The 25,682-nt window shown below is 63.0% G+C and carries 22 protein-coding genes and 1 tRNA gene; 5 read left to right on the top strand and 18 right to left on the bottom strand.

What is annotated here, in order from left to right; genetic code table 11:
- Positions 1-139: 139 nt before the first annotated feature.
- The 9 genes from tatC to NKH63_RS03675 form a co-directional block, all read right to left on the bottom strand.
- Positions 140-1,003 carry a twin-arginine translocase subunit TatC gene (tatC, locus tag NKH63_RS03715; RefSeq protein WP_023720061.1) on the bottom strand — a complete coding sequence of 288 codons (864 nt, stop codon included), beginning with the start codon at positions 1,001-1,003 and terminating at the stop codon, positions 140-142.
- Positions 1,000-1,698, bottom strand: a complete 699-nt coding sequence (gene tatB / locus NKH63_RS03710) for a Sec-independent protein translocase protein TatB (RefSeq protein ID WP_352482128.1) — start codon at positions 1,696-1,698, stop codon at positions 1,000-1,002. The genes tatC and tatB overlap by 4 nt, the downstream gene beginning before the upstream one ends.
- Before the next feature lie 62 nt (positions 1,699-1,760).
- Complete coding sequence (locus NKH63_RS03705; RefSeq protein ID WP_023678929.1) at positions 1,761-1,982, bottom strand: twin-arginine translocase TatA/TatE family subunit; 222 nt, start codon at positions 1,980-1,982, stop codon at positions 1,761-1,763.
- 178 nt (positions 1,983-2,160) lie between these two features.
- On the bottom strand, positions 2,161-2,940 hold the full coding sequence (scpB, locus tag NKH63_RS03700) for an SMC-Scp complex subunit ScpB (RefSeq protein WP_352482126.1): 780 nt from the start codon (positions 2,938-2,940) through the stop codon (positions 2,161-2,163).
- A complete protein-coding gene (locus NKH63_RS03695; protein ID WP_352482297.1) occupies positions 2,937-3,737 on the bottom strand; it encodes a segregation and condensation protein A in 801 nt (266 codons plus the stop codon). Before NKH63_RS03695 ends, scpB begins: the two co-directional genes overlap by 4 nt.
- Positions 3,738-3,795: 58 nt before the next feature.
- Positions 3,796-4,815 carry a beta-N-acetylhexosaminidase gene (gene nagZ, locus NKH63_RS03690; protein WP_352482125.1) on the bottom strand — a complete coding sequence of 340 codons (1,020 nt, stop codon included), beginning with the start codon at positions 4,813-4,815 and terminating at the stop codon, positions 3,796-3,798.
- A gap of 119 nt (positions 4,816-4,934) precedes the next feature.
- Positions 4,935-8,603, bottom strand: a complete 3,669-nt coding sequence (locus NKH63_RS03685) for an SPOR domain-containing protein (RefSeq protein WP_352482123.1) — start codon at positions 8,601-8,603, stop codon at positions 4,935-4,937.
- 103 nt (positions 8,604-8,706) lie between these two features.
- Positions 8,707-10,464, bottom strand: a complete 1,758-nt coding sequence (gene argS, locus NKH63_RS03680) for an arginine--tRNA ligase (RefSeq protein WP_352917640.1) — start codon at positions 10,462-10,464, stop codon at positions 8,707-8,709.
- A gap of 61 nt (positions 10,465-10,525) precedes the next feature.
- Positions 10,526-11,740 carry a deoxyguanosinetriphosphate triphosphohydrolase gene (locus NKH63_RS03675; RefSeq protein WP_352482119.1) on the bottom strand — a complete coding sequence of 405 codons (1,215 nt, stop codon included), beginning with the start codon at positions 11,738-11,740 and terminating at the stop codon, positions 10,526-10,528.
- Between the two features lie 73 nt (positions 11,741-11,813).
- On the opposite strand from NKH63_RS03675, the gene erpA reads away from it, so the two are divergent.
- The 4 genes from erpA (at position 11,814) to NKH63_RS03655 (ending at position 13,770) form a co-directional block, all read left to right on the top strand.
- Entirely contained in the window at positions 11,814-12,161 is a 348-nt protein-coding gene (gene erpA / locus NKH63_RS03670) for an iron-sulfur cluster insertion protein ErpA (protein WP_352467016.1), read from the top strand.
- A gap of 2 nt (positions 12,162-12,163) precedes the next feature.
- On the top strand, positions 12,164-12,553 hold the full coding sequence (locus NKH63_RS03665; RefSeq protein WP_352482117.1) for a VOC family protein: 390 nt from the start codon (positions 12,164-12,166) through the stop codon (positions 12,551-12,553).
- 30 nt (positions 12,554-12,583) lie between these two features.
- Positions 12,584-13,378 (top strand): exodeoxyribonuclease III, encoded by a 795-nt coding sequence (xth, locus tag NKH63_RS03660; protein WP_023720052.1) that lies wholly within the window; start codon positions 12,584-12,586, stop codon positions 13,376-13,378.
- A 77-nt stretch (positions 13,379-13,455) separates the two neighbouring features.
- Positions 13,456-13,770 carry a hypothetical protein gene (locus NKH63_RS03655; protein WP_023720051.1) on the top strand — a complete coding sequence of 105 codons (315 nt, stop codon included), beginning with the start codon at positions 13,456-13,458 and terminating at the stop codon, positions 13,768-13,770.
- 24 nt (positions 13,771-13,794) lie between these two features.
- Here the strand turns inward: NKH63_RS03655 and NKH63_RS03650 are convergent, their stop codons facing one another.
- The 8 genes from NKH63_RS03650 to NKH63_RS03615 form a co-directional block, all read right to left on the bottom strand.
- Positions 13,795-14,631 (bottom strand): tetratricopeptide repeat protein, encoded by an 837-nt coding sequence (locus NKH63_RS03650; protein WP_023678939.1) that lies wholly within the window; start codon positions 14,629-14,631, stop codon positions 13,795-13,797.
- Positions 14,618-16,342 (bottom strand): dihydroxy-acid dehydratase, encoded by a 1,725-nt coding sequence (ilvD, locus tag NKH63_RS03645; protein ID WP_023720050.1) that lies wholly within the window; start codon positions 16,340-16,342, stop codon positions 14,618-14,620. Before ilvD ends, NKH63_RS03650 begins: the two co-directional genes overlap by 14 nt.
- Before the next feature lie 278 nt (positions 16,343-16,620).
- The gene (locus NKH63_RS03640; RefSeq protein WP_352482115.1) at positions 16,621-17,841 is read right to left on the bottom strand and encodes an OmpP1/FadL family transporter; all 1,221 of its coding nucleotides are present in this window, start codon (positions 17,839-17,841) and stop codon (positions 16,621-16,623) included.
- Positions 17,842-18,243: 402 nt separating this feature from the next.
- The gene (locus NKH63_RS03635; RefSeq protein ID WP_352482114.1) at positions 18,244-21,027 is read right to left on the bottom strand and encodes a valine--tRNA ligase; all 2,784 of its coding nucleotides are present in this window, start codon (positions 21,025-21,027) and stop codon (positions 18,244-18,246) included.
- Between the two features lie 436 nt (positions 21,028-21,463).
- The gene (locus NKH63_RS03630; protein ID WP_352482113.1) at positions 21,464-22,327 is read right to left on the bottom strand and encodes a DUF2497 domain-containing protein; all 864 of its coding nucleotides are present in this window, start codon (positions 22,325-22,327) and stop codon (positions 21,464-21,466) included.
- 198 nt (positions 22,328-22,525) lie between these two features.
- On the bottom strand, positions 22,526-23,917 hold the full coding sequence (locus NKH63_RS03625; protein WP_352917639.1) for a TolC family outer membrane protein: 1,392 nt from the start codon (positions 23,915-23,917) through the stop codon (positions 22,526-22,528).
- Positions 23,918-24,103: 186 nt separating this feature from the next.
- Positions 24,104-24,772: a protein-L-isoaspartate O-methyltransferase family protein gene (locus tag NKH63_RS03620; protein WP_352917638.1), complete on the bottom strand. Its 669-nt coding sequence runs from the start codon at positions 24,770-24,772 to the stop codon at positions 24,104-24,106.
- 89 nt (positions 24,773-24,861) lie between these two features.
- A tRNA-Cys gene (locus tag NKH63_RS03615) sits at positions 24,862-24,935 on the bottom strand.
- A 215-nt stretch (positions 24,936-25,150) separates the two neighbouring features.
- Here NKH63_RS03615 and NKH63_RS03610 point away from each other — a divergent pair.
- Positions 25,151-25,351, top strand: a complete 201-nt coding sequence (locus NKH63_RS03610) for a hypothetical protein (RefSeq protein WP_352484234.1) — start codon at positions 25,151-25,153, stop codon at positions 25,349-25,351.
- A 63-nt stretch (positions 25,352-25,414) separates the two neighbouring features.
- Here the strand turns inward: NKH63_RS03610 and NKH63_RS03605 are convergent, their stop codons facing one another.
- Positions 25,415-25,675, bottom strand: coding sequence for a hypothetical protein (locus NKH63_RS03605; protein ID WP_023676401.1), 261 nt, complete (start codon positions 25,673-25,675; stop codon positions 25,415-25,417).
- Positions 25,676-25,682 lie beyond the last annotated feature (7 nt).

Here is a 25,682-nt window from a genome sequence, read left to right as displayed (position 1 = left end):
TGAAACAAAAAAACCCGCCTCAGAGGGCGGGTCGTCGGCGCCGAATCAGCACCATACCCAGATTAGTAGCATAGCTGCCGGCACAAAGCAAGAACAAAGTTGCTGCGGCCGGAAGAAAGATGCCAGCCGGTAACCCCACCTACGTCGACGACGCGTCCGCCGGCTTTTCGGCCACCTCTTCCGTGGCGTCCTGCTTTTCGCGGGCGACACGGTCGCGCTCCTTGCTGCGCTCGATCAAGCGAGCCGACCAGATCGAGACCTCGTAGAGCAGGATCGTCGGAATTGCGAGGCCGATCTGGCTCATCGGGTCGGGCGGCGTCAGCACCGCCGCCACGACGAAGGCGATGACGATCGCCCATTTGCGCTTCTCGGCCAACCCTTGCGACGACAGCATGCCGACTCGCGTCATCAGGCTTGTCACCACCGGCAACTGGAACACCAGGCCGAAGGAGAAGATCAGCGTCATGATCAGGCTGAGATATTCGGACACTTTCGGCAGCAGCGAAATCTGCACCTGGTCGTTGGTGCCGGTCTGCTGCATGGCGAGGAAGAACCACATCACCATCGGCGTAAAGAAGAAATAGACCAGCGACGCGCCCATCAGAAACAGGATCGGCGAGGCGATCAGGAACGGCAGGAAGGCATTGCGCTCGTTCTTGTAGAGGCCGGGCGCGATGAATTTGTAGATCTGCGTGGCGATCAGCGGAAAAGCGATGACCATGCCGCCGAACATGGCGAGCTTGACCTGGGTAAAGAAGAACTCCTGCGGCGCCGTATAGATCAGCTCGACCTTGTGCGGGTCGAGCCCGGCCCATTGGGTCGCCCATCTGAACGGGATCACCAACAGGTTGAACAGCTTCTTGGCGAAGAAGAAGCACACAAGAAAAGCAACGAAAAAACCGCCGATCGACCACATCAGCCGCCGGCGCAACTCGATCAGGTGCTCCATCAGCGGAGCCGACGATTTTTCGATCTCGTCCTTTTCCGTGTCCGAAGTGCTCACTTGGCGGCTCCCGCCGTTTTCGTGGCGGCCGGCTTCTTCGTTGCTGCCGCAGGCTTCTTCGCTGCTGCCGCCGGCTTCTTCGCTGCTGATGACTGCGCTTTCGGCTCAGCTTTTGCCTTCGGCGCAGCGGTTTTGGCCGGCCTGGCCGGCACTGCGGCCGCGGCGTTCGCGGGCGCCGGCTTCTTCTTTGCCGCCGGTGCTTTTTGCGGCACGGCCGCTGCAGTCGTTTGCGCCTCTACTGCCGGCGCCACGTCGGACTCGTCCGTCATCGCCGGAAAGATCGGCGTGGCCGGCGTCGGCTCCGGCGGGCTGACGCCCGGCATCGTCGTCGCGCCGTTCTTCAGCGGCTCGGCTGCCTGCTCTGTCGAGGCGGCCTCGACCGCCGGCTTGGGTTTCATCACGGCATCGACGCCGGAACGGACGTCGGCGGCGGCCTGCTCGAATGGATTGAGCTGCTTCCTGATCTCGGCTGCCGGATTGAGGCTTCTCAGCGAATCGACCGACTTCTTGACGTCGTCGAGTTCGGCTTCCTTCAGTGCGTCGTTGAACTGCCGCTGGAAATCCGACGCCATGGCGCGCAGCTTCGCCGTTGTGCGGCCGAAGGTGCGCAGCATGTTGGGCAAATCCTTGGGCCCGACGACCACGATCATGACGATCGCGATCACCAGCATCTCGGTCCAGCCGACTTCGAACATGGCTATACGTTCCGACTCAAGTTTCAGGCCGACTCAAGTTTTGGCCAACCAAAGTTTTGGGCTCAGCTTTTGCTGGCCTTTTCCTTCGGTACCGACACGGTCTCGTCGGAACGGTGTTCGACGGTGCGCTTGTCCTCGGCAGTCTCGTCGTCGGCCATGCCCTTCTTGAAGCTCTTGATGCCCTTGGCCATGTCGCCCATCAGCTCGGGGATCTTGCCGCGGCCGAAGACCAGCAGCACGATCACCAGAACGATCATCCAGTGCCAAATCGAAAATGAACCCATAGCAAATCTCTCTCGAACGGTTTCCCAGACGCTGATCTATGCGCTTTCGGGTTCGGATTCAAACAGAACTGCGACAGAGTTCATGAATGAATGGCCGAAGTCACGCACTTTCGGCACGGCGGCCCGCTACCAATCGGCGCAGTTCCATCCTGGCTGTGGCTTAAAGATGGCGCTCGGCTCAATCTTCTGTGACGCGCGGCGTCAAAAGGCCGAGGTCCTCGAGGTCGATGTCGGTCAGCGGATCCTCGTCGTCGGTGAGCGCATCGGGGTCGGCCGGCGGCAGCGGCACCGAGAAATTCGACGGCATGCGGCCGGACAGCAATCCTGCACCCTTCAATTCCTCCATGCCGGGGAGATCGCGGATCTCCTCCAGCGCGAAATGGTCGAGGAAAATGTCGGTTGTGCCGTAGGTGACGGGACGGCCGGGCGTGCGGCGCCGGCCGCGCATCCTCACCCATTCCGTCTCCATCAGCGTGTCGAGCGTCCCCTTTGACGTCTCGACGCCGCGGATGTCCTCGATCTCGGCGCGCGTCACCGGCTGGTGGTAGGCGATGATCGCCAGCACTTCGAGGGCAGCGCGGGACAGCTTGCGCTGCTGCACCGTGTCGCGGCTCATCAGGAAGGCGAGGTCGCCGGCGGTGCGGAAGGCCCAGGCATCGCCGACGCGCACCAGATTGACGCCGCGCCGCGCATAGATCTGCTGCAGTTCGGCCATCGCCGCGGCAATGTTGATGCCGTCGGGCAGCCGCGAAGTGAGCTGTTTTTCGCTGACCGGCTCGGCGCTGGCGAATACGATCGCCTCGGCCATCCGTACGGCCTCCGCCATATGCAGCCGCTCGCCGGGATTCTGCGACAAATTCTGCCCCTGGTTTTGTGCCGGGTTCTCGGCAACCGCGCCTTGCTCGGCGTCGTCCTCGACCTTGAACGGAATGACCGAAGCGTTGGCGCGTTCGCTCATGGTGTCACCTCGACTATCTTGATGGCTTGAGCGCGGCCGCGCAGATAAAGCGGCGCGAACACCTGGTCCTGCCGCATCTCCATCTTGCCTTCGCGCACCAGTTCCAGCGTTGCGGCAAACGAGCTGGCGACAGCGGTGCGCCGCTCTTCCGGGCCAGCCAGATATTCGACCAGGAAACTGTCGAGCGCCGTCCAGTCGCGCAGCGACCCGATCAGCCTGATCAGCACGTCACGCGCATCCTTGAGTGACCACACGCCGCGCCTGGCGATCGTCACATTGGTGATCGCCTGCTTTTGGCGCTGCTGGGCATAGGCGGTCAACAAATCGTAGAGCGAGGCCGAATAGGCATTTCGCTTCTCGACGATGACCATTTCCGGCATGCCGCGCGCAAACACGTCGCGTCCGAGCCGGTTGCGGTTGACCAGCCGTGCCGCCGCGTCGCGCATCGCCTCCAGCCGCTTCAGCCGGAACTGCAGCACTGCCGCCAGTTCCTCGCCGCTTTCGCCTTCGTCGCCGGGCTGCTTGGGGATCAGGAGCTTCGACTTGAGGAAGGCCAGCCATGCCGCCATCACCAGATAGTCGGCGGCAAGCTCCAGCCGCAGCGCCCTCACCTTCTCGACGAAGGCCAGATATTGCTCGGCCAGCGCCAGGATCGAGATGCGCGACAGGTCGACCTTCTGGTTGCGGGCAAGATGCAGCAGAAGATCGAGCGGACCCTCGAAACCGGCCACGTCGACGACCAAAGCGGGATCGCCGGTCAGCCGGGAATCATCGTTCTCGGCCCACAGACGGTCCATCGGTGCGGCCTTGCCGGCCTTCAGGTCCAATGTTTCCGCCACTTCGCTTCCTTTGATGCTAGGCCACCGCGTCGAAATAACTGGCAAATTCGGCCCGAATCTCGGTCTCGTCCGCTACGTCACAGTTCCTGATATAGGTCAGCGCCCGCTCCGCGCGCTCAAACGACTTGCCTTCAAGTCCGGTCGTTCGCGATGCAATGCCGGCCATCTCCTCAAACACGCCGTTGCAGTGAAGGACCAGATCGCAGCCCGCCGCAAGGATAGCGGCCGCCTTTGACGGGAAATCCCCAGAAAGTGCCTTCATCGAGGTGTCGTCGCTCATCAACAGGCCGTCGAAGCCGATTTCGCCGCGGATGATCTTTTCGATGACCTTGCCGGATGTCGTGGCCGGGTTCTTCGGGTCGATCGCGCTATAGACGACATGCGCCGTCATCGCCATCGGCAAATGGTTGAGCTCCCTGAACGGGGCAAAATCATGCCGCTGCAGGTCGCCGATCGAGGCGTCGACGGTCGGCAGTTCGAAATGCGTGTCGGCGAAGGCCCTTCCATGGCCGGGAATATGCTTCATCACCGGCAGCACGCCGCCCGCCATCAGGCCTTCCGCCGCGGCGCGACCCAATTCGATGACGGCGCGCGGCTCCTTGCCATAGGCGCGTGCGCCGATGACGTCGCTGGCGCCCTCGATCGGCACGTCGAGCACCGGCAGGCAATCCGCCGTGATGCCGTAGCGCAGCAGATCGAAGGCATGCAGCCGCGCCATCAGCCAGGCGGCACGGGTGCCGGCGTCATGGTCGTCGCGCCACAAGGCGCCGAGTGCGCCGGCAGCCGGATAGTTCGGCGCCAGCGGCGGCCGCAGGCGCTGCACCCGGCCGCCCTCCTGGTCAATGAATACCGGCGCATCCGCGCGCCCGACGCAGTCGCGCATGGCGGCGACCAGATCGCGGATCTGCTCGGTCTCGCCGATATTGCGCGCAAACAGGATGAAACCCCACGGGCATTCGTTGCGGTAGAAACGGATCTCGTCGCGGGTCAGTGATTTCCCGGCGCAGCCGAGGATCATGGATTTTGATTCGGTCATGCGGAACAGTTTAGAGCTTCGCGCCGACAAAGGGAATCGCCCGCAATTGCCTCCAGGGATTTCCGTTCACGCAAAAAAGCCGGCGCGAGCGCCGGCTTTTCGAGAGGTTTTTGGTGCCGCTAGTGGGACACGAAGCAATTGCCGCCGGCAGCCTTGTAGCTGGTGCACAGTTTGATCGCCTCGTTGCGCGACTGCGCTGGAACGCGGACGCGGTAGAAGGTGCCCTTGCCGGCAATTTCGGCCTTGACGATGTTGGCGGTGCGGCCGGAAAGCACGCTGCCGTAGCGGCGCTGCAGATCCTGATAAGTCGACTGGGCGCTTTCGACTGTCGGCTGCGAAGCGATCTGTATCGACCACGAACCAGCGCCGGCCGCGGCCGGATCGATGGAAGCAACCTGATCGGGCTTGACTTCGCCGACTACGTCGACCGGCTGGTCGGACGGACGCTGCGGCGCCACTGGGACCGTGGCCGGGGTGTTGGCGGACTGCTTGCTGGCTGAGGGCTGGGCCTTGGCTTCGGCCTTGGTGTCGGGCTTGGGCGCCGGCTGCAGCTTGGTGGTTTCGGCCTGATCGCCACTCGCCTGATCGCCACTCGGCTGGTCACCAATCTTCTGATCGCCAATCTTCGGATCACTTGTCATCTGCTCGATCAGGGGCACGGTGCCAGTCTGCGCGGCGGCGTCGGCCTGGGCCGACGGAGCCACGTGCTGCGGCGCCGGATCTGCCGGCTCGGCAGCAGCCATCTGCGGGGCGGCAGGCGCCGGATCCTCGCGCGCCACCAGCGAGCCGTCAGGTTTCACGACCATGGTCCGTACCTTGCGCGGCGCAACGGCGACGATCTCGGGGTTGGCACCCTTCTCGGCCTCCTGCAGAACCTGCGCGATGCGATCCTCGGACTTGGGCGCCGGTGCGGCGGCAGTTTCGGTACCGCCAGCGGCATTGGCGCCAAGCGCATCGGTGTCAGGCGCGTTGGTATCAGGCGCGTTGATACCAGAGGCGTTGGTGTCGGACGCCACTGTGCCGGGCGCGTCGAGATCGTCCGCGGCGTCGGGGTCATTGGGCGAAAGATCGACGACGCGGCTCTCCGGTTCGTTGGCTTTCAGGTCCACAGGCTCTTCGGTGTTGGTGACCAGCTTCTGCTGAACGGGCTCGGCGGGCTTGGCGCCCTTGACCACAGCGTCATAGACCTTGTTGTCCTGGTTCGGCACGACGGCGCCGCCTGGATTTTCCGGCTTGATCTTGATCGGCCTGTTGTCGGCCTTGACGATAACCGGCGCATCGCCGTCGCTCTTGCCGCCGAGGGTCAACGCAAAGGCGCCAAGGCCTCCGGCGATCGCCACCGCGCCGACTATCGCTCCTATCAGCAGCCCGCGCCTGCGCGGCCGCCTTTCGGCCTCGCGTTCGGCGAGGCCCGGGACCGACATCTCGTCGTCCAGTTCGGGATCGTAGTCGAGCTCATCGAAGGTGAAATCGTCGGCTTGCGAAACCGGCTGGCCACTGGGCAATGGGCCCAGATCGAAACCGTCCGCTGCATCGGCATAGGAAGCGGCCGCCGCGCTGACGGGGGCCGCCGCAGGCTTGGCGCCATAGCCGCGCGTCTCGCCACGATCTTGCTTATAGCCAGACGCGAAGCCGGCATCGTATTCATCGTCATAGCCAGCACTGCGCACCGGGGCAGGCGCTATATCCGTGGCATTCATTTCGGTGAGAAGGCCGGCAAAATCGGCATCAAGATCGTCGTAGGCGGGCGCCACCGGCTCGTCATCGTCGAAATTGAGCTCCGGAATATCGAGATCGTCCGCCAGCGCCACGACGCGCTCGGGCACGTCGACCGTCTCGACATCGGGCATCTCGTCATAGGCGGAAGGTTGTTGATGCGAAGTTGGTGCAGCTTCCGTGTAGGCGGGCCGATCTTCATAGGACGGCCTCTCTTCACGGGATGCCTGGCCTTCATAGGACGGCGCCTCTTCGACCGGTGCGGCCCGATAGGACGGCGTTGCAGCCGGCTGCGGCGGTGGTGCCGGACGCGCCGAAGCCACCGGCTGGCTTGCAAAAGCGGGCTGAGGCTGGGCGACCGGCGTCACGCGGCTCCACGAGCGGGCCGGCTCGGGCGGCGTGGCGCGTGTCGTCAGCCAGTTCAGCGCATCGAGCGGATCTTCTTCGGAAGCAGCTGCGGCACTCTTGTCGGCCGAGTCATGATCCAGGCCGATATTCCTGGCGAAGTCGGCATCGAGCGCATCGTTGTCCAAATCATCCGCAGGTCCGGCAGCGGCTTCAGCGCCGAAATCCTCGCCTTCAAGCTCATCCAAGAGGACACTGCCAAGATCGGCGTCATCGGCGGCACTGGACTGCTGCGGCTCAGCGGGCTCGTGCTCGTCGAGTTCCCAATCCAGCTCGTCGACAGGATGCACCGGTTCGTTGGCGACGTCTTTGACCGCCGCCATTGGCTGTTCAGCAGCCACTGCTGGCTCCTGAATTGCGGGCGCCACGGGCTGCTGAGCAGCAGCCATCACAGGCTTCTGGGCAGGCTGCTGGCTTGTCTGAGGTTCGTTGGCCGCTTGTGCCGGCCGTGTGCTCATTGCACCCAGCAGCGCGTTCAGCTCGTCTTCCAGGCTGCGTTCCTCAGCCACTGGGGCTGTCGGGACGACAGCGGCCGGCGCCACTGGTTCGGCCGCAACCTGCGCCACGGGCTCTTCGACGTCCTCCGCAAGCGCATCGTCGAGGCTCAGATCGAAATGGTCGTCGAACGCCGCTTCAGCAGCCGTGCCGGAAAGCCGGGCGGCCTCTGGTTCTTCGATTTCGGCAGGCTCGTTCGGGCGAACGTCTAAGTCCATGTCGACATCGGCCATGGCATCATCGAAATGGCCGGCAAAATTCTCATCGTCCGAAACCGCCTCAACCGGCGATGCCGGGGCGGCGACGGTTTCCGCCGGCTCATGCTCGTCGACCATCAGCTCGTCTTCGAGCGAGCTTGCAACGGCATCGTCGAACTCGTCATCGAACGCAGGCTCGGCGGCTTGCGCCGCGGTTTCAACGGCGACGGCCTGCTCCATCGGCTCATGCTCTTCGAGCATCAGCTCGTCTTCGAGCGAGTTGGCCACGGCGTTGTCGAACTCATTGTCGAAGGCAGGCTCGTCGTCGAAGGCGGGCTCGTCGACCGGCGCGTATGCATCGGCTGCGGCCCTAGGTCCGTCCTCGCCCGTCGCCCCGATCTTGCCCGTCACATCGTCGTCGTGCCGAAAATCCTGATCGAGCGAGGCGGCAAGTTCGTCGTCACTCGAAAGGTCGTCCTCGAACGGCGACACGTCTTCGAGCGAGCCGGCGACGGCGTTATCGAACTCCTCGTCGAACTCGGGCTCGACAGCGGGAGCGAACGCCCTTTCGGGGGCGAAGGCAATTTCGTCGGCGGCAACAGGAGCGGCCGCAACGGGAGCAACATCATCCACCGCACTGTCGTCGAACGCGAAATCCTGTTCGAACGAGGCAGCAAGCGCGTCCTCCATTTCGTCGGCGGCGGCCGGTTCGGGTGTCGGCTCGCGAAGCTCGGCAGGGGAAGCATTGTCATTGGCGTCGGCGCCGAATTCGCCCATCAACTCCTTCTCGAGATCGATGTCGAAATCGGCCTCATCCACCGACGGTTCGGCGGCAGCGGCTTTCGGCTGGGCCGGCGTTTGCGGTTTGACCGGCTGGCGCGGGTCGAACCCCATGATCCTGGTCAGTTCCGCGAACGGATCATCGTTGGCGATGTCGTTGTGGTCGGCTGCTCTCAGCTGGGTTCTGTCTGCCATTATTGTTCCCGAACTCGCACTCATTCGGACGCCATGGACGTCGCGTAGGGTTGGCCCTTACCAGCGCAATGTGGGCAAAAGGTGACAGGTTTTTTACTCAAACCTAACGCATTTCGGTGGGCGCATTGGCTCCGATCAGCGTCAGGCCGGACGTCAAAACGTCCGAAACAGCCTGCACCAGCCCTAGTCTGGCATGCGTCAATTGTCGGTCGTTAACCTTAACAAAACGTAAGTCGGGATTATCGGTGCCCCGGTTCCAGTGTCCGTGGAAGCTGGAAGCAAGTTCGTAGAGGTAAAATGCCAGCCGGTGGGGCTCAAGCGCGAGCGCCGCGGCTTCGATCAGCCGCGGATATTCGGCAAGCTTCCTGATCAGGCCGATCTCACCCTCGTCGGTCAGCAAAGCCACTTCGGCGGCCAGCTGGTTGCGGTCGAACATGGCCTCGCCCAATTGCTCGCTTGCCTGCCGGAACACCGAATGGCAGCGCGCCGAGGCATACTGCACGTAGAACACGGGATTGTCCTTCGACTGCTCGGTCACCTTGGCGAAGTCGAAATCGAGCGGCGCGTCGTTCTTGCGGTAGAGCATCATGAAGCGGATCGGGTCGCGGCCGACCTCCTCGACCACTTCACGCAAGGTCACGAACTCGCCCGACCGCTTCGACATGCGCACCGGCTCACCGGCGCGAAACAGCCTCACCAGCTGGCAAAGCAGCACGGTAAGCTTGACCTCGTCGCCGGCAATCGCCCGGGCAAGCGCTTCCAGCCGTTTCACATAGCCGCCATGATCGGCGCCAAGCACATAGATCAGGTCAACGAAGCCGCGATCGACCTTGTCCTTGAGGTAAGCGACATCGGCAGCGAAATAGGTGAAGGTACCGTCCGACTTGACCAGCGCCCGGTCCATGTCGTCGCCGACCGCGGTCGAGCGGAACAGCGTCTGCTCGCGGTCCTCCCAGTCGTCCGGCTTCTCGCCCTTGGGCGGCGGCAGCTTGCCCTTGTAGATGTGGCCCTTCAGCGTCAGGTCGCTGATCGCCGAGCGGATCTTCTTCGCATTGTTGGCATGCAGCGTCCGCTCGGAAAAGAAGACGTCGTGATGCACGTTGAGCAGCGCCAGATCCTCGCGGATCATCGCCATCATCGCGTCGATCGTCCTGTCCTTGACGATGGCAAGTGCCTCCTCGTCCGGCATCTGCAGTAGGGAGCGGCCGAATTCGCTGGCCAACGCCTGACCAACGGGGATCAGATAGTCGCCTGGATAAAGCCCGGCCGGAATCTCGCCGATCTCATCGCCAAGCGCCTCGCGGTAGCGCAGGATGACCGAGCGTCCGAGCACGTCGATCTGCGAACCGGCATCGTTGATGACATATTCCTTGGTCACGTCGTAACCGGCGAAGGCCATCAGGTTGGCGAGCGCGTCGCCGACCACGGCACCCCGGCAATGGCCGACATGCATCGGCCCGGTCGGGTTGGCGGAGACATACTCGACATTGGTTTTCTTGCCGCCCCCGACTGTCGAGCGGCCGTAATTGCGGCCCTCGCCGAGCAGCGCCGTCAGATGTGCCTGCCAGAAGTCGTCCTTGAGCTTGAGATTGACGAAGCCCGGGCCGGCGATCTCGGCGGCCGCGATATCCTCGTCGGCGCGCAGCGCCTCGGCCAGCCTTTCGGCCAGCGCGCGCGGGTTCTGGCCGGTCGGCTTGGCCAACACCATGGCAGCGTTGGTGGCGAGATCGCCATGGCTGGCATCGCGCGGCGGCTCGATGGCGATGCGCGACAGATCCGGCGGCACGCCATCCTTGTCTTTCAAATCAAGCGCTTCGACGGCCTTTATGATTCGCGCGTTGAAATCGGCGAAGATGTTCATTGCTATGGCTCTGACGGTTTTGCAGGGATCCGGCTCGTTGGCCGGCAAAATCGCGCCCGCCCTAGCTCAAATCCGGCGTATGGTCAAACAAACGCCTGTGTTCCTTGAGTGCATAAGTGTCCGTCATGCCAGCCAGGAAATCGGCAACACTGCGCGCCTTGACGCGATCCTCCGCCCGATCGAGCCCTTCGCGCCAGCCATCCGGCATGGCGCGCGGATCGGCGAAATAGACGTCGAACAGGTCCCTGACGATCTGGTCGGCGTCGGCGCGCACCCGCATGACCTCCGCGTGCCGATAGAGATGCTTGTAGAGAAAGGCCTTCAGCTCCTTTTCCGATACGGCCGTCTCGGCGGAGAAGCTCACCATCGTCTCGCCGGCCGCCCTTACCGCCTCGGCGCTGTCGGGCTTGATGCGCGCCAGATTAGCCGTCGTCGAGACGATCACGTCCTCGACCATGATAGTGATCTGCCGGCGCATCAGCTCGTGGCCGGTGCGTACGTCATCGAGCGCCGGATAGCGCTCACGCACCCCCTTGAGGATCGACCCCGGCAGCGAGAGGTCCTGCAGCATGTCCAGCGTCAGCAGCCCTGCCCTCAGCCCGTCGTCGATGTCATGGGTGTTGTAGGCGATGTCGTCGGCAATCGCCGCGCACTGCGCCTCGATACCGGCGAAGCGGTCGAGCTCGAGGTCGTGCAGTTCGGAATAGTCGCGGATCGCCTGCGGCACCGGCCCCTTCAGCCCTTTGCCCTTGGCATCGGTCAGTGGGCCATTGTGCTTGACCAGCCCCTCCAGCGTTTCCCAGGTGAGGTTCAGCCCATCGAACTCGGCATAGCGCCGCTCCAGCCGCGTCACCACGCGCAGCGATTGCGCATTGTGGTCGAAGCCGCCCCAGGCGGCCATCTTCTCGTTCAGCGCGTCCTCGCCGGTATGGCCGAAGGGTGTGTGGCCGAAGTCGTGCACCAGGGCCACCGCCTCGGCCAGGTCCTCGTCGCCGCGCAGTGCCCGCGCCAGAGCGCGTGCAATTTGCGCCACCTCGATCGAATGCGTCAGCCTTGTGCGGTAATGGTCGCCTTCGTGTGCGACGAACACTTGCGTCTTGTGCTTCAGCCGGCGGAACGCCGTCGAATGGATGATGCGGTCGCGGTCGCGCTGGAACGGCGTGCGCGTCGGGCTTTCCACCTCGTCGAACAGCCGGCCGCGCGACTTCGCCGGGTCGCTGGCATAGGCCGCGCGCGGCCGATAGCCGAATCCGATGTCGCCCAACTCGTTGGTCATAGCGTATGCCGCAGTTGACTTGCCCCGTCGCGCTTCATACCTATCATACGAAACCGAAAGCAAGGTGACGCCCATGGGCGCTGATGCCAAGACCGCCATGAAAGTCGAGATGACCGACGCCGCCGCCAAGCGGATCGCCAAGATCGTGGCGAGCGAAGCCGGCAAGACGGCCCTGCGCGTCTCGGTCGAGGGCGGCGGCTGTTCCGGCTTCTCCTACAAGTTCGATCTGGTCGATAGGCGCAATGATGACGACGTCGCCATCGAGAAGGACGGCGCAACCGTGCTGATCGACGACCTGTCGCTGGTCTATATGGGCGGCTCGGTGATCGATTTTGTCGACGATCTGATGGGCCAGTCGTTCCAGATCAGGAACCCCAATGCGGTCGCCTCCTGCGGCTGCGGCACCAGCTTCTCGATCTAGAAATGCCCGACATCGGCGCGGTCCGTCAGATCGCGCTTTCCGCCGGACGCGACCTCGACGCAACGCTGGCCTTCTGGCGCGAGGTGCTCGGCATGAGTCTGCATGCGCGTTTCGATCCTCCAGGCATCGCCTTCATCATGGCAGGTGACGTGCGCCTGCTTTTCACCGACGGCCTGCCGGCCGGCACCGTCTATCTCGGCATATCGGACCTCGAAGAGTTCCACGCTTCGGCAAGGGCCGCCGGTGTTCCCTTCACCGCGCCGCCGGCGCTCGTCCATCGCGACACCGAAGGCCTGTTCGGCCAGGCGGGGGAAAGCGAGTGGATGGCCTTCCTAAAGGACCCGGCAGGCAATACGATCGGCCTTGTCGAACGTCACCCGCCGGATCGCTAGTCTCCGGACCACCAGCCTATCGAGGACGTCATGAAAATCGTCACCTGGAACATCAACGGCGTCCGCGCCCGCATCGGCAATTTGACCCATTGGCTGACGGAAAGCGCGCCCGACATCGCCTGCCTGCAGGAGATCAAGACGGTCGACGAGCAATTTCCTCGCGCCGAGATCGAGGCACTCGGCTACAATGTCGAGACCTACGGCCAAAAAGGCTTCAACGGCGTCGCCATCCTGTCGAAGCTGCGTTTCGACGAGGTCAATCGCGGCTTGCCGGGCGACGATGCCGACGAGCAGGCGCGTTTCATCGAAGGCGTGTTCTCGACCGACAAGGGCGCCTTGCGGGTTGCCTCTATCTATCTGCCGAACGGCAACCCAATCGACGACGAGAAGAAGTTCTCCTACAAGCTTTCCTGGATGACGCGGCTGGAGCGCTGGGCCGAGGAGCGGCTTGCACTGGAAGAGCCGCTGGTCCTGGCCGGCGACTACAATGTCATTCCTGAGCCGGCCGATGCGAAATATCCGGAAAACTGGCTAAGCGACGCGCTGTTCCAGCCCGCAACGCGGCAGGCGTTCCGGCGGCTGAAGAATCTCGGCTTCACCGAAGCCGTGCGTGCCGTCACCGACGCCCCCGACGTCTTTACGTTCTGGGACTATCAGGCCGGCGCCTGGCAGAAGAACAACGGCATCCGCATCGACCACCTGCTTCTGTCGCCCGAAGCCGCCAATTGGTTTTCCTCGGCTTCGATCGAAAAACAGGTGCGCGCCTGGGAAAAACCCTCCGACCATGTGCCGGTGGCAATCGATCTGGCGCTGCGGCCGGCCTGATCGGAGCTGCTGTCCGGCGGCACATTGAGAAGTTGACCTCTTATCGCCACAAATCGCGCGCTTGATGAGAAATCATCATGGTGGCTGGGGTTCCCATGACTATCCGACTTGCACTTTGCACGTGTGCCGCGGCGCTCGCTTTTGGCGCGATGCCGGCCGTTGCCGCTCCGCTATGCCTTGCCAATGGCAAATCGTTCCAGATCGGTCAAATGGCCTGCCTGACACTTGCCGGACAAAGCCACCTCGCCCGCTGCGAGATGGTGCTCAACAACACGTCCTGGACAAAGCAGCGGGACGGCTGCCCGGAGAACACACTGGCCCCGCATCTGCAAGGCACGCCGATATCAACACCGGCGCCAGGCGGCGTGCCGGCGAAACCGACCGAGAACTGATTTAAATCGACAAATCCCGCCGGCCTACTGGTCGCCGCCACCCTTGGTCAGGATGTCGTCGGCCAGCGAAATCGCGGTGCGACGGTCGGCTTCGCCGGCGGCGGCAAACGCTTCTTCCTGCATGCCGCGGATCCATGGCTGGTCGGCGGGTGAGGCTCGTTCGAGTGCCGCGGTCATCATCGCCAGCCCGCGGACGATCTTGCCGCTTTGGAAAAGCAGGTTGCCGAGCGTCGCCTGCGCGCCCGCATGGCCCTTTTCGGCCGCCAGCTGGAACCAGCGTCCGGCCTGCTTGACGCTGGCCTTGACGCCGCCCTCGCCCTTGAGGAACATCTGGCCCATCTCGAACTGGGCGTTCGGATTGCGGTAGTTGGCGGCGGCACGCATGTAATATTCCTGGGCCGCCACCTCGTTCTCCTCGACGGGGCTGCCGGGAATGCCTTTCCTCAGATAGTCGCCAAGCGCCACCAGCGCGTCCGAAACATAGCTTTCCTCGGGCGAACCGGGCTCGACGTCCTGGTCGACGATCTCGCTGAAGAACTTGAACGCCGCGTAGTCGTCTCGCGCCACGCCATCGCCTTCGGCATACATGCGCGCAAGCTTCCAGGTGGCGCCGATCTGGCCGTTCTCGGCGGCATATTTGTAGGCTTCCGCGGCCTGCTCCTTATGGCCGTTCTTGTAAGCGGAAAAGCCGAACTGGAACACCGCCCACGGGCTCGACTGCGGCTTCACGCCGGTCTTGTCGTCGAACACCTTGTCGTCGAAGGCCATGGCCTGGCCGACGGCGCCTAAGGTCGCGCCAAACGTGGCGAGCGCAACCAGTGCCGAAAGGACAGACGACCTCAACAACTCAGATGTCCGCATAGCAGTGTGTTTCTTTGGCACCGCCCGGATGGGTGACCGCGCCGTCGCGGGCAGATCCGACCGTCTGTGCGTATTTCCAGATCGCGCCCGACTGATAGTCGGTCGTGCGCGCCTTCCATGCTTTTGCCCTCGCCGCCAGTTCGGCTTTGGACAATGCAACCTCGATCGTGCCGTTCACCGCATCGATCGAGATCAAGTCGCCGTCTTTCAGAAGCCCGATCGGGCCACCGACGGCCGCTTCCGGCCCGACATGGCCGATGCAGAAACCGCGCGTCGCGCCAGAAAAACGCCCGTCGGTGATGAGCGCCACCTTGCCGCCCATGCCCTGGCCGTAGAGAGCCGCCGTCGTCGACAGCATTTCGCGCATGCCCGGGCCGCCGCGCGGACCCTCGTAACGGATGACGAGAACCTCGCCTTCGCTATAGTTACGGCGCGTAACCGCCTCGAAACATTCCTCTTCCGAATCGAAGCAGCGCGCCGGACCCGAGAATTTGAGTTCCGCCATGCCTGCGACCTTCACGATCGCGCCTTCGGGGGCAAGGTTACCCTTCAAGCCCACGACCCCGCCGGTCTGGGTAATCGGCTTGTTGGCGGGACGGACCACATCCTGGCTGTCATTCCAGGAAACATGTTCCATATTTTCGGCCAAAGTGCGGCCGGTCACCGTCAGGCAATCGCCATGAAGATAGCCATGGTCGAGCAGCGTCTTCATCAAGAGCGGAATGCCGCCGGCCTCGAACATGTCCTTGGCGACGTATTTGCCGCCCGGCTTGAGGTCGGCGATGTAGGGTGTCTTTTCGAATATCCTGGCCACGTCGAAAAGGTCGAACTTTATCCCGGCTTCGTGCGCGATCGCCGGCAGATGCAGCGCCGCGTTGGTCGAGCCGCCGGTGGCCGAGACCACGGTCGCGGCATTTTCCAACGCTTTCATAGTAACGATGTCGCGAGGGCGGATGTTCCTTGCGATCAACTCCATGATCTTTTCGCCGGAAGCGAAATTGAAGCGGTCGCGCATCTCGTAGGGTGCCGGCGCGCCGCAGGAATAGGGCAGCGCCAGGCCGATCGCCTCAGCGACGGTGGCCATGGTGTTGGCGGTGAACTGGGCGCCGCAGGAGCCGGCCGACGGACACGCGGCTTGCTCGATTTCTAGCAGTTCGGCGTCGCCGATGGTGCCGACCGAATGCTGGCCGACCGCCTCGAATACGTCCTGCACGGTGATCTGCCGGCCACGGTAGCTGCCGGGCAGGATCGAGCCGCCATAGATGAAGATGGACGGCACGTTGAGGCGCACCATAGCCATCATCATGCCGGGCAGCGACTTGTCGCAACCGGCCAGGCCGACCAGCGCATCGTAGCAATGGCCGCGCATGGTAAGCTCGACTGAATCGGCGATGACCTCGCGTGACACCAGCGACGACTTCATGCCCTGGTGGCCCATGGCGATGCCGTCGGTGACGGTGATGGTGCAGAATTCGCGCGGCGTGCCTTTGGCGGCCGCCACGCCCTTCTTGACCACTTGCGCCTGGCGCATCAGTGAGATGTTGCAAGGTGCGGCCTCGTTCCAGCAGCTGGCGACACCAACCAGCGGCTGCGCGATCTCGGCCGCCGACAGCCCCATCGCATAGAGGTAGGAGCGATGCGGCGCCCGCTCGGGACCAACGGTCACGTGACGGCTTGGCAGCTTGGCCTTGGAGATCGCTCTGGCGTCCATACTCGTCCTCGCCGCGGGCGGTGCGGCCTGCCTCTTCGCCTAGCCTTTTGGCGCGTGTCCCGAGACAAGTTCGAGGTGCGCCGGGTTTATGGCGGGAAATGGGCAATGTTCCCAGGCGGCCGGGTGGCGCGAGGGTTGTTCAGAAACTGTTGCCGAAACGTCACAATTATCGGAGCGAACATCATGGGGGCAATTGTTGCGCTGGCCGAATGACGGATGACGCACCGAACGAAACGACCGGGCAGTGCCCGGCCGTTTTGTCGTTTAAAAATTTGTAGTTAGAACTTGATCTTGACGGAAGCCGAACCGGCGAGAAGCAGGTCGTTGCCGTAGGTATAGGTGACGGCATTTGCCACGTCGCCGACACCGCTGAAAGTCGATGACCCGCTCGTCAGCACACCGATCGAGCCGCCGAGCCTGACCTCGACCTGGTCGTTCGGCGAATAGGAGACGCCGCTGGCCACGGCCCAGGTATCCGACTGATAGCCGGAGGTCGTCGAGGTGCCGCGATCCCAGGTCAGCGAAACCACGCCCGACAATTGGTCGGTGAACTTGTGACCGATACCGCCCGTGATCGTCCAGCCGTCGCGATAAAGCAGGTCGAATGAAACGGGCGAGGGAGCACCGGTTACCGGACTGCGCACGCCATTGATGGCAATGACGCCAAGCTTGCTCCACTCCTGCCAGCGGATGGAACCAAAGGCCAGCCAGCCAGGAGCTATACCGCTCTGCAGCTTGAATTCCAGAGCCTGAGGTATCTCGGCCGACGCCGAGACTGGGTACACGCCGGTAGAGCCAGGAACCAGATCCGCTGGAAAGGCGCCCCTGAAGCCGGTCGTGTCGACCGTTCCCGACAGCCCGTCATATTTATAGCTGGAAGAGTACATCAGGCTGGCGCGCAGAGCGATCTCGGGGATCTCATAGGCTGCGCCCGCACGCCAACCCCATGCCTCGTCGGACAGCTTGAAGACGCCGAGGCCGGTATTGCCGAAGGCGAGCAGTGTCTGGCGGGACAGAAACGCGTCGACCTGCTGGTAGGAGACACCGCCAATGAATCGTATGGCGCCCTTGCCGACGTTCACCTTGTAAGAGCAGGTGAGACCGAAATCGTCTGTGTCGACGGAGTATTTGACCGCTGTCGGCGAATAGGCGTTGTTCATGCCGAAATTTGCGTCCGCACCATACGGTCTGGTATAGGTGGCAAGACAGTCTACGGGCTCAAAGATGTTGGCCTTGATGCCGACATGCGGCACCGCATAGTCGCCACCAACATCCACCGCCGACGTCGACAGCCCCGAGCCGTCCAGACGCTGCACATTTTTGAGCGTGCGTTGGGGCGAAACATAGGTGACGCCTGCATCGAACGAATATGGCGCCGCGTCGAACAGCTGGTCGATGTTGACGCCGCCCCGGTCAAAGCCTCCGGAGTGCGCCGTCCCGACCAAAGCCAGCGAAAAGGCCGCTGCGCCCAGCAGCGCTTTCAGACGCGAATAACACATGAATCTCCTCCCCGAATGTCATTCCATCAAGCTAGAACCAATTCAGGTTAATGGCGCAACAACGAATTCGCCGTGCGTACATGTACACCCTGGCCGAACGCATTTCCGACAAGGTGTCGGCCTTCTCGACAAGGCGGGAAAATGGCTGGCTCGGTACAAATCAATGAGAAAAATCGGGAAAATCGCCTAAATCACGACAAAACTGGGCATTTCGCGTGCGCAGCCACCCATTGTTACATTATGGCAACAATGGGGCAAAAACATTCAGTTTGCCTCAAGATTTACGCTGCGGAATGCCTGTTTTCGTGGCAGGAAGCCCATCTGGAAAGCAGATTCGTGACCCGGCGAATCTGCTCGATCAGCCGGCCCAATTTGCTCTATCAGCCGGCCCAATTTGTTCGATCAGCCGGCATCGCGCACCCGCGTCAATGCCACCGAAAGCTTCTCTTGCGCCTCGCGATATTCGGCGAGTTTTTCGCGCTCGGCCTCCACCACCTCGTCCGGTGCGTTGGCGACGAATTTCTCGTTGGACAGCTTCTTGTAAAGCCGCGCAATTTCCTCGGTCACCTTGGCAAGTTCCTTCTGCAGGCGCGCTGCCTCGGCTGTAACGTCGATCAGGCTGCCGAGCGGCAGGCAGATGGTCGCCTCGTTGACGACGATCTGGGCGGAGCCCTTGGGCGCCGCATCGACCAGCGAGATGTCGCCGACCCGCGCCAGCCGCTTGATGGCCGATGCCTGGCGCTCAAGCCTTTGGTGGGTCGTTTCATTGGCACCGATCACCATCAGGGGCGCGATCGCTGCCGGCGGCACGTTCATTTCCGAACGCACCGAGCGGATGCCGGAGACGAGATCGACCAGCCAGTTGATATCGGCGGCGGCCTCCTCGTCCTCGAAGTCGGGCGACGGCCAAGCCGCATGACAAAGCAGCGACGGCCGTTGCCTGCCTTCGCCGGCGGTTTCGGCCCACAGTTCCTCGGTCATGAACGGCATCATCGGATGCAGCAGCTTGTAGATCTCGTCCAGCACGAAGGCGACGCATGCCCTGCTCTCGGCCTTGGCGGCCTCGTCGGTGCCCATGAACACCGGCTTCAGCAGTTCCAGGTACCAGTCGCAGAACTGGTTCCAGACGAACCGGTAGGCAGCACCCGCCGCCTCATTGAAGCGGTACGAGGTGATGCCGTCGGTTATGTCGCGCGCGGCTCGCGTCAGCTCCGTCAGGATCCAGCGGTTGACCGCCAGCTTGGCGTCCTGCAGCCAGAAATCGTCGTCGCGCGCCACTTCGTTCATCTCGGCGAAGCGCGTCGCGTTCCACAGCTTGGTGCCGAAATTGCGATAGCCGGCAATGCGGGCCGGATCGAGCTTAACGTCGCGCCCTTGCGCTGCCATCACCGTCAAGGTGAAGCGCAGCGCATCGGCGCCATATTCGTCGATGAGGTCGAGCGGATCGATGACGTTGCCTTTCGACTTCGACATCTTCTGTCCATTCTTGTCGCGAACCAGCGCATGCACATAAACGGTATGAAACGGCTCCTGGTCCATGAAATGCAGGCCCATCATCATCATGCGGGCGACCCAGAAGAAGATGATGTCGAAACCGGTGACCAGCACGTCGGTCGGGTAATAGGTCTTCAGCTCCGGCGTCTGGTCCGGCCAGCCGAGCGTCGAGAACGGCCACAGCGCCGACGAGAACCATGTGTCGAGCACGTCCTCGTCGCGGGTCAGGATCTCGCCAGGCTGGAAATTCTCGAGTTTGTCCTCGACCCAGGCCTTCCACGGCCCTTCCAGCGCCAGATAATATTCGACGGCGGCACCGAGCGCTTCTTCCTCGGTCTTTTCGACAAAGACATGCCCGTCCGGCCCGTACCAGGCAGGGATCTGGTGGCCCCACCAGAGCTGGCGCGAAATGCACCAGGGCTGGATGTTCTCCATCCAGTCGAAATAGGTCTTTTCCCAGTTTTTGGGCACGAAATTGGTACGGCTCTCGCGCACCGAGGCGATCGCCGGCTTGGCCAGTTCCGCCGCATTGACATACCACTGGTCGGTCAGAAACGGCTCGATCGGCACGCCGCCGCGGTCGCCGTGCGGCACCGCATGGCGATGCGGCTCGACCTTTTCGAGAAAGCCGCCCGCCTCCATCAGCTCGACGATCTTCTTGCGCGCATCGAAACGGTCCAGGCCATCGAGGCCGTCCCAGACGGCCTGGCGCTCCGGCGTCACTTCCAGTCCGGCCAGAAAGTCCTCATTGTCCTTGAGGCTCACCGCCGCATTGACGGTGAGGATGTTGACCGCCGGCAGCCGGTGGCGCTTGCCGACCTCGAAATCGTTGAAGTCATGCGCCGGTGTGATCTTGACCGCACCGCTGCCTTTTTCGGGATCGGAATACTCGTCCGCCACCACCGGGATCTTGCGGCCGACGATCGGCAGGATGAGGTTCTTGCCGACGAGATGCCGGAAACGCTCGTCGTCGGGGTGGACTGCGACAGCCGTATCGCCCAGCATCGTCTCGGGGCGGGTCGTCGCAACGGTGATGAAGGTCTTCGGATTTTCCGGATCGAAGGTCATGCCTTCGATCGGATAGCGGAAGTGCCAGAGGTTGCCGTTGACCTCCTGCTGCTCGACCTCGAGATCCGAGATGGCGGTCAACAGCTTCGGGTCCCAGTTCACAAGGCGCTTGTCCTTGTAGATCAGCCCTTCCTTGTAGAGCGTCACGAACACTTCGAGCACTGCCTTCGACAGGCCCTCGTCCATGGTGAAGCGCTCGCGGCTCCAGTCGGCCGAGGCCCCGAGCCGCTTCAGCTGGTTGAGGATGGCGCCACCGGACTCGGCCTTCCACTCCCACACCTTGTCGATGAACTCATCGCGCGTCAGGTCGCGGCGATGGATCTGCTTTTCCATCAGCTGGCGCTCGACCACCATCTGCGTGGCGATGCCGGCATGATCCATGCCCGGCTGCCACAAGACGTTCTTGCCGCGCATGCGCTCGAAGCGCACCAGAATGTCCTGCAGCGTGTTGTTGAGCGCATGGCCCATATGCAGCGAGCCGGTGACGTTCGGCGGCGGGATGACGATGGTGAAGGCTTCAGCCCCCTCCTCGGCGCCGGCACCGGCCCGAAACGCGTCGGCCTCTTCCCAAATCCTGGCAATCTTCGGCTCGACGGCTTTGGCGTCGTAGGTCTTTTCGAGCATGGGAAAACGGTCCGCGCTGTCCGGAATTTGTGGTCCGGTGTAAATCGGAAGGTTGTTGCCAAGTCAACCGCAAGGGCGGCATGGCCGATAGATAGCGCCGGGATGGTTAGGTGCAACTCGCGGAAGTGACGTTGCAAGGCAATCGCTTCAGGTTTGCGCTGCCCCTCATTGCCGTGCCCGTCCTCCGCAGCAGCTGCGCTGAAGCTGCGGAGGGTGGACCGGGCATTTCTCGCCGTGTAGTGACGGGGAGAAAGACGCCTGCACTCCTGTACTGAAGCTTTCGCCAATCACGAACGTTGCGGAAAACGCGGCGGGGTTGCGGTCAGCCCCTTCTGCCCGTCACTATACGGGGAGGGTGCCGGCAGGCGGATGACGGGCAGCGCCGACTTCGACGATTTGCCGGTCGAGCGCCGCCCATCGGCGGCTCTCCGAATTGCTACTGCGCGCCGCGCGCGACGCGCTCGATTTCCTCGCGCACCAGCCGCTCGACCAGCGTCGGCAGGTTGTTGTCCAGCCAGTCCTGCAGCATCGGCCGCAGCATCTCCTCGGCCATCTCGTCGAAGGTCTTCTTGCTGCGGCTGGCAAATGCGTCTGAAAGCTCGCCGAAGGCGGCGGCAACCTGCCGCCCCGTATGTTCCGAAAGGATCGCCGGCCGAGAGTACGGCGCCTCGCTGGCCGCCGAACTCGCCAATCCCATTTTCGAAGGTCCCGGGCCGATTTTCGAAGGTTCCAGGCCGCTTTCCGAAGACTGCGACCCATTTTCAGAAGGCTCCGGCGCAGGTCCAGCAGTCGCCTCGTCTTCGAAAACCTCGGCTTTTGGCCCGGCGTCCGGCGTCCGGGGTGGCTCGGCCCGGTCCGGCTTGGCCATCGCGTCGCCGACCGCTGCGATCTCGCGCCGCCAATCGGCAATGATGGTGTCCGTCGTCTCGGCAGCCTTGGCCGTCGCAGGCCGATCCGGCTTTGCGGGCGGTTCGGGAGCGGTGTTCACCTCAGCCAGAGTGACCGGCGCTTTTGCCGGGCCGGGACGCACTTCCGTATACGCATTGACGGGCGCGGATGATGGCTGCACCTCGGCCCGCGTGGCCGGCTTGGCGATCTCCAGTCCGCCGCGCAGTTCGGAACGGAACGCATCGCCCTCCGCTGCCCGTCCGGCTGCCGGCGCCGGTTGCAGATCCTGGCGCAGCTCGTCCGCGTCGCCCGGCTGCTTGCGGCCGGTATCGCTGTCCTCGATGATCCTTCTGATGGAAGCCAGTATCTCTTCCATGGAAGGTTCGCGCTGTACGCTGCTTGCCGTCGCCATCGTCACATCCGCCGCCCTTGTGACTCGTTCTCAGATTTCCTGTCCGGCAATGCCGGATTCGAATCATGGCGACAGCGTAACCGACGGAACGCCCTGCGAGAATCCCCAATCTGGCGACATCTTGGATTTCAACAGATTAGGGTCGGGAGTGGAAGCCCGCGCGTCGTTCGAGCGCGGGCTGAAAACACGGCTTGGCGATCAGCGGCCGTCCGGCGTGCGCAGACCGATCCACTTGTCCTTGACGGCGTTGTAATGCTCTTCCGGCCTGTACTTCGTCACATTGAGCGCAAGGCGGTCTGCCGACAAATGACCGACTGCCGAGAGGATGGCATAGCTTGCCACCACAACGTCGCGCTCGGCACTGGCAAGATTGATCTTGGCGGTGATGACAGTCGCCTGCGCGTTGAGAACGTCGAGCGTGGTGCGCTGGCCGACATTGCGCTCCTCGATGACGCCGTTCAAGGCAAGCTGCGCGGCGGCGACCACCTGCCTGTTGGCCGTGACGCTTTGCTGCGCGGCGGTATATTGCGTCCATGCCGATGTCACGGCCTGGCGCACCTGGTCGCGACTCACGTCGACTTCGATCCGCGCCTGGCTGAGCGATTCCTTGTTCTGGCGCACGGTCGCTGAGGTGCGTCCGCCGGAATAGATCGGCACGGTCAGTGTCGCGCCGATGTTCGCCGACGTCCTTGTGCCATCCTGCGATGCCCCAAGGACGCCCGGAACCGTGTTGCGATAGTCGCCGGAAACGCCGGCGCTAGCCGAAAGCTGCGGCAGCAGCGCGCCTTCGGCCGATTTCACCGAAAACGCCGCCGCGTCGACCAGGTGCTCGGTGGCGAGGATGGCCGGATGTTCGGCCGATGCGATCGCAATCGCCGCATCGAGACTCGACGGCAGCAGCTTCGACAGCGGCGAAGCCGGCCTGAGCTTGCCCGGCTCGTCGCCGACGATCTGGCGATAAGTCGCAGCACTTGCCAGCGCTGTCGCGCGGGCGGCGCTCAACTGCGCCACCGCGGAGGCGCGCGAAGCATCGGCTTGCGCGACGTCGGTGCGCGTGCCTTCGCCGACCTCGAAGCGCGAACGCGCCGCACGTGCCTGCTCGGTCAGGAATTGCAGGTTCTGTTCGGTCAGCACCGCGATCTGGCGGTCGCGGATGACGTCCATATAGGCACTTGCCGCGTTGAAAAGGGTGTTTTCTTCGGTGTTTCGCAGGCTCTCGACCGAGGCGCTGACCCGCGCTTCAGCGGCCGCGACATTGTTCCTGGTCTGAAAGCCGTCGAACAGGGTTTGATTGATCTGGACGCCAAAGTTGCCGGTAGTTATGCGTGAGGTTCGACTGGTACCATTGACGTGGGTGCTGGTGTAGTCGATGTCCGCGGAACCGGTGATGGTCGGGCGCCAGCCGGACTTGGCGATGGCAACGCCCTCGTCGGTGACGCGGACGCCGGCGCGTGTCGAATTGAGCGAGGAATTGTTTTGGTAGGCCTTTGAAAGGGCCCCGATGATCGTTTCGGCCGAGGCGGCCAATGGAGAAAGCGCGGTCGCCGAAACGAGGACAGCGATAAAAAGCAACTTGCGTACAGACGGCACGTTATATTCCCTCATTCGTTTTGCACGGGAACTGCGCCACGCTGGCTTCTCCTCTGATCAGCCGGCGCCGCGTTTTTTATCGTTCCCCCGCTGAAAGCCCCCAAGAAACACCCGGTTATGCAGATCAGCAACGATTGTTCAAACGCAAGCGATCATGACAGCGCCTTCGCTGCAAGGCAAAATCACTCAGAATTCGAAGGCGGGAATGCGTTCAAATCCAGGTAGTGGCTTAATTGCCGCATTAAATGCGCGTCTTCCCGTTACAACCCCTCCAGTCTTAAAAAAAAGCCGGGCTACGCCCGAATTGCCCTGCCCCTCCACGGCGACGAGTCGGCCGCCTTCGGCAAGTTGGTCGAACAGCGCCGCCGGCACCTCCCCGCCGCTGCCGCCGAACAGGATCACGTCGTAAGGCGCCTTGGCAGCATGGCCTTGCGGCAGCGGCCCCTGGACCACCGTGACATTGCCGCAACCCAGCGCGGCAAGCGTCGAAGTGGCGGTTTCGGCCAGCGCCGGATCGCTTTCCAGCGCGACCACGGACTTTGCCAGCCGCGACAGGATCGCCGCCGCATAGCCGGTGCCGCAGCCGACATCGAGTGCCGAAGCGCTTGGGCCGATATCGGCCAGCTGCATCAGCTTGGCCAATGGCGACGGTTCCATCAGATAGCGCGGGCCATCGGCCGTATCGGCAATACGGATGTCCTCATCGATATAGGCGAGATCGCGCTGGCCGGCGCCGACAAAGGCCTCGCGCGGCACGACAAGCATCGCCTCTAGCAACGGCGCGCTGGTCACGTCGGTGGTGCGGATCTGGCCGTCGACCATCTTCACCCGGCGTTCGGCAAAATCAGCGCTCATGTTCCAACCATCCGCTTGCCGCGCAAAGGCCGCGGCTGTTTCGACCGGAACTGAAGCCCCCTGGCGCTGACGCGCGGGAGCTCGGGCATTGGAGGCCTCGCCCGGAATCGAACCGGGGTGCAAGGATTTGCAGTCCTCTGCGTAACCACTCCGCCACGAGGCCTCATTGCTCCCGGCGTTCCACCCGGCTCCAATAGGTTGCGGCGAAAATGCCGTCAAGCGGCCACCATGCATTCCCAACGGTTCTTCCGACATCGAGGCACTGCTTATCAACGCAATACCATGCTAGCAATAACATATTAGCTTATCGTTAAGCACGATTCTCGGCGAGAGGAACCCGATCCCGGCGGCCACGTTGGGCAGATAGGAGGCTCCGCCATGCGTCGAGCAGCTACGGAAGACGGCACACCGCGCGGATTGTCGCAGTCTGCAGAGCTTGTGCGCTATGCCATCGACCGCCTCAGTATAGAAGGCGCAAACAGCCTGCCGCCGCGCGACCGGGCGCGGCTGGCATCGGCTACCGCCGTTCTCAAGGAGCTTTGCGAACGTCTGGAAGGGTGCTTCGACCAGTCTCGATGATGTCAAGAAGGATCATGCCGCTCTCAAACAATTGCCTGTTGTCGGCCTGTCAGCGGGGCAACCTCAATCCGGCCGACGCCGTCGCTCCCACCAGACGACGAAGCGGCGCCGGTGACGACGCACCAATGCGAATTCGTAGGAGAGCACCAGCAATCCGATCGGCACCATCCAGAACCCAAGGATCGGCAGGAAGCCGAGAATGCCGCCGATGATCAGCACGACGCCGATCGCAATCCTGAGGCCGCGCGAGCGCGGCATGGTGAACTGGCGGCCGAAGACCGAGATTTTCCGGGCCGGTGGCTGTTCGTCGCTCATTGCCGTCATGTGAAAT

It is taken from the genome of Mesorhizobium sp. M0960, from assembly GCF_040319055.1.
Classification (GTDB): domain Bacteria; phylum Pseudomonadota; class Alphaproteobacteria; order Rhizobiales; family Rhizobiaceae; genus Mesorhizobium.
This window is presented reverse-complemented; position numbering and strand designations above follow the sequence as displayed.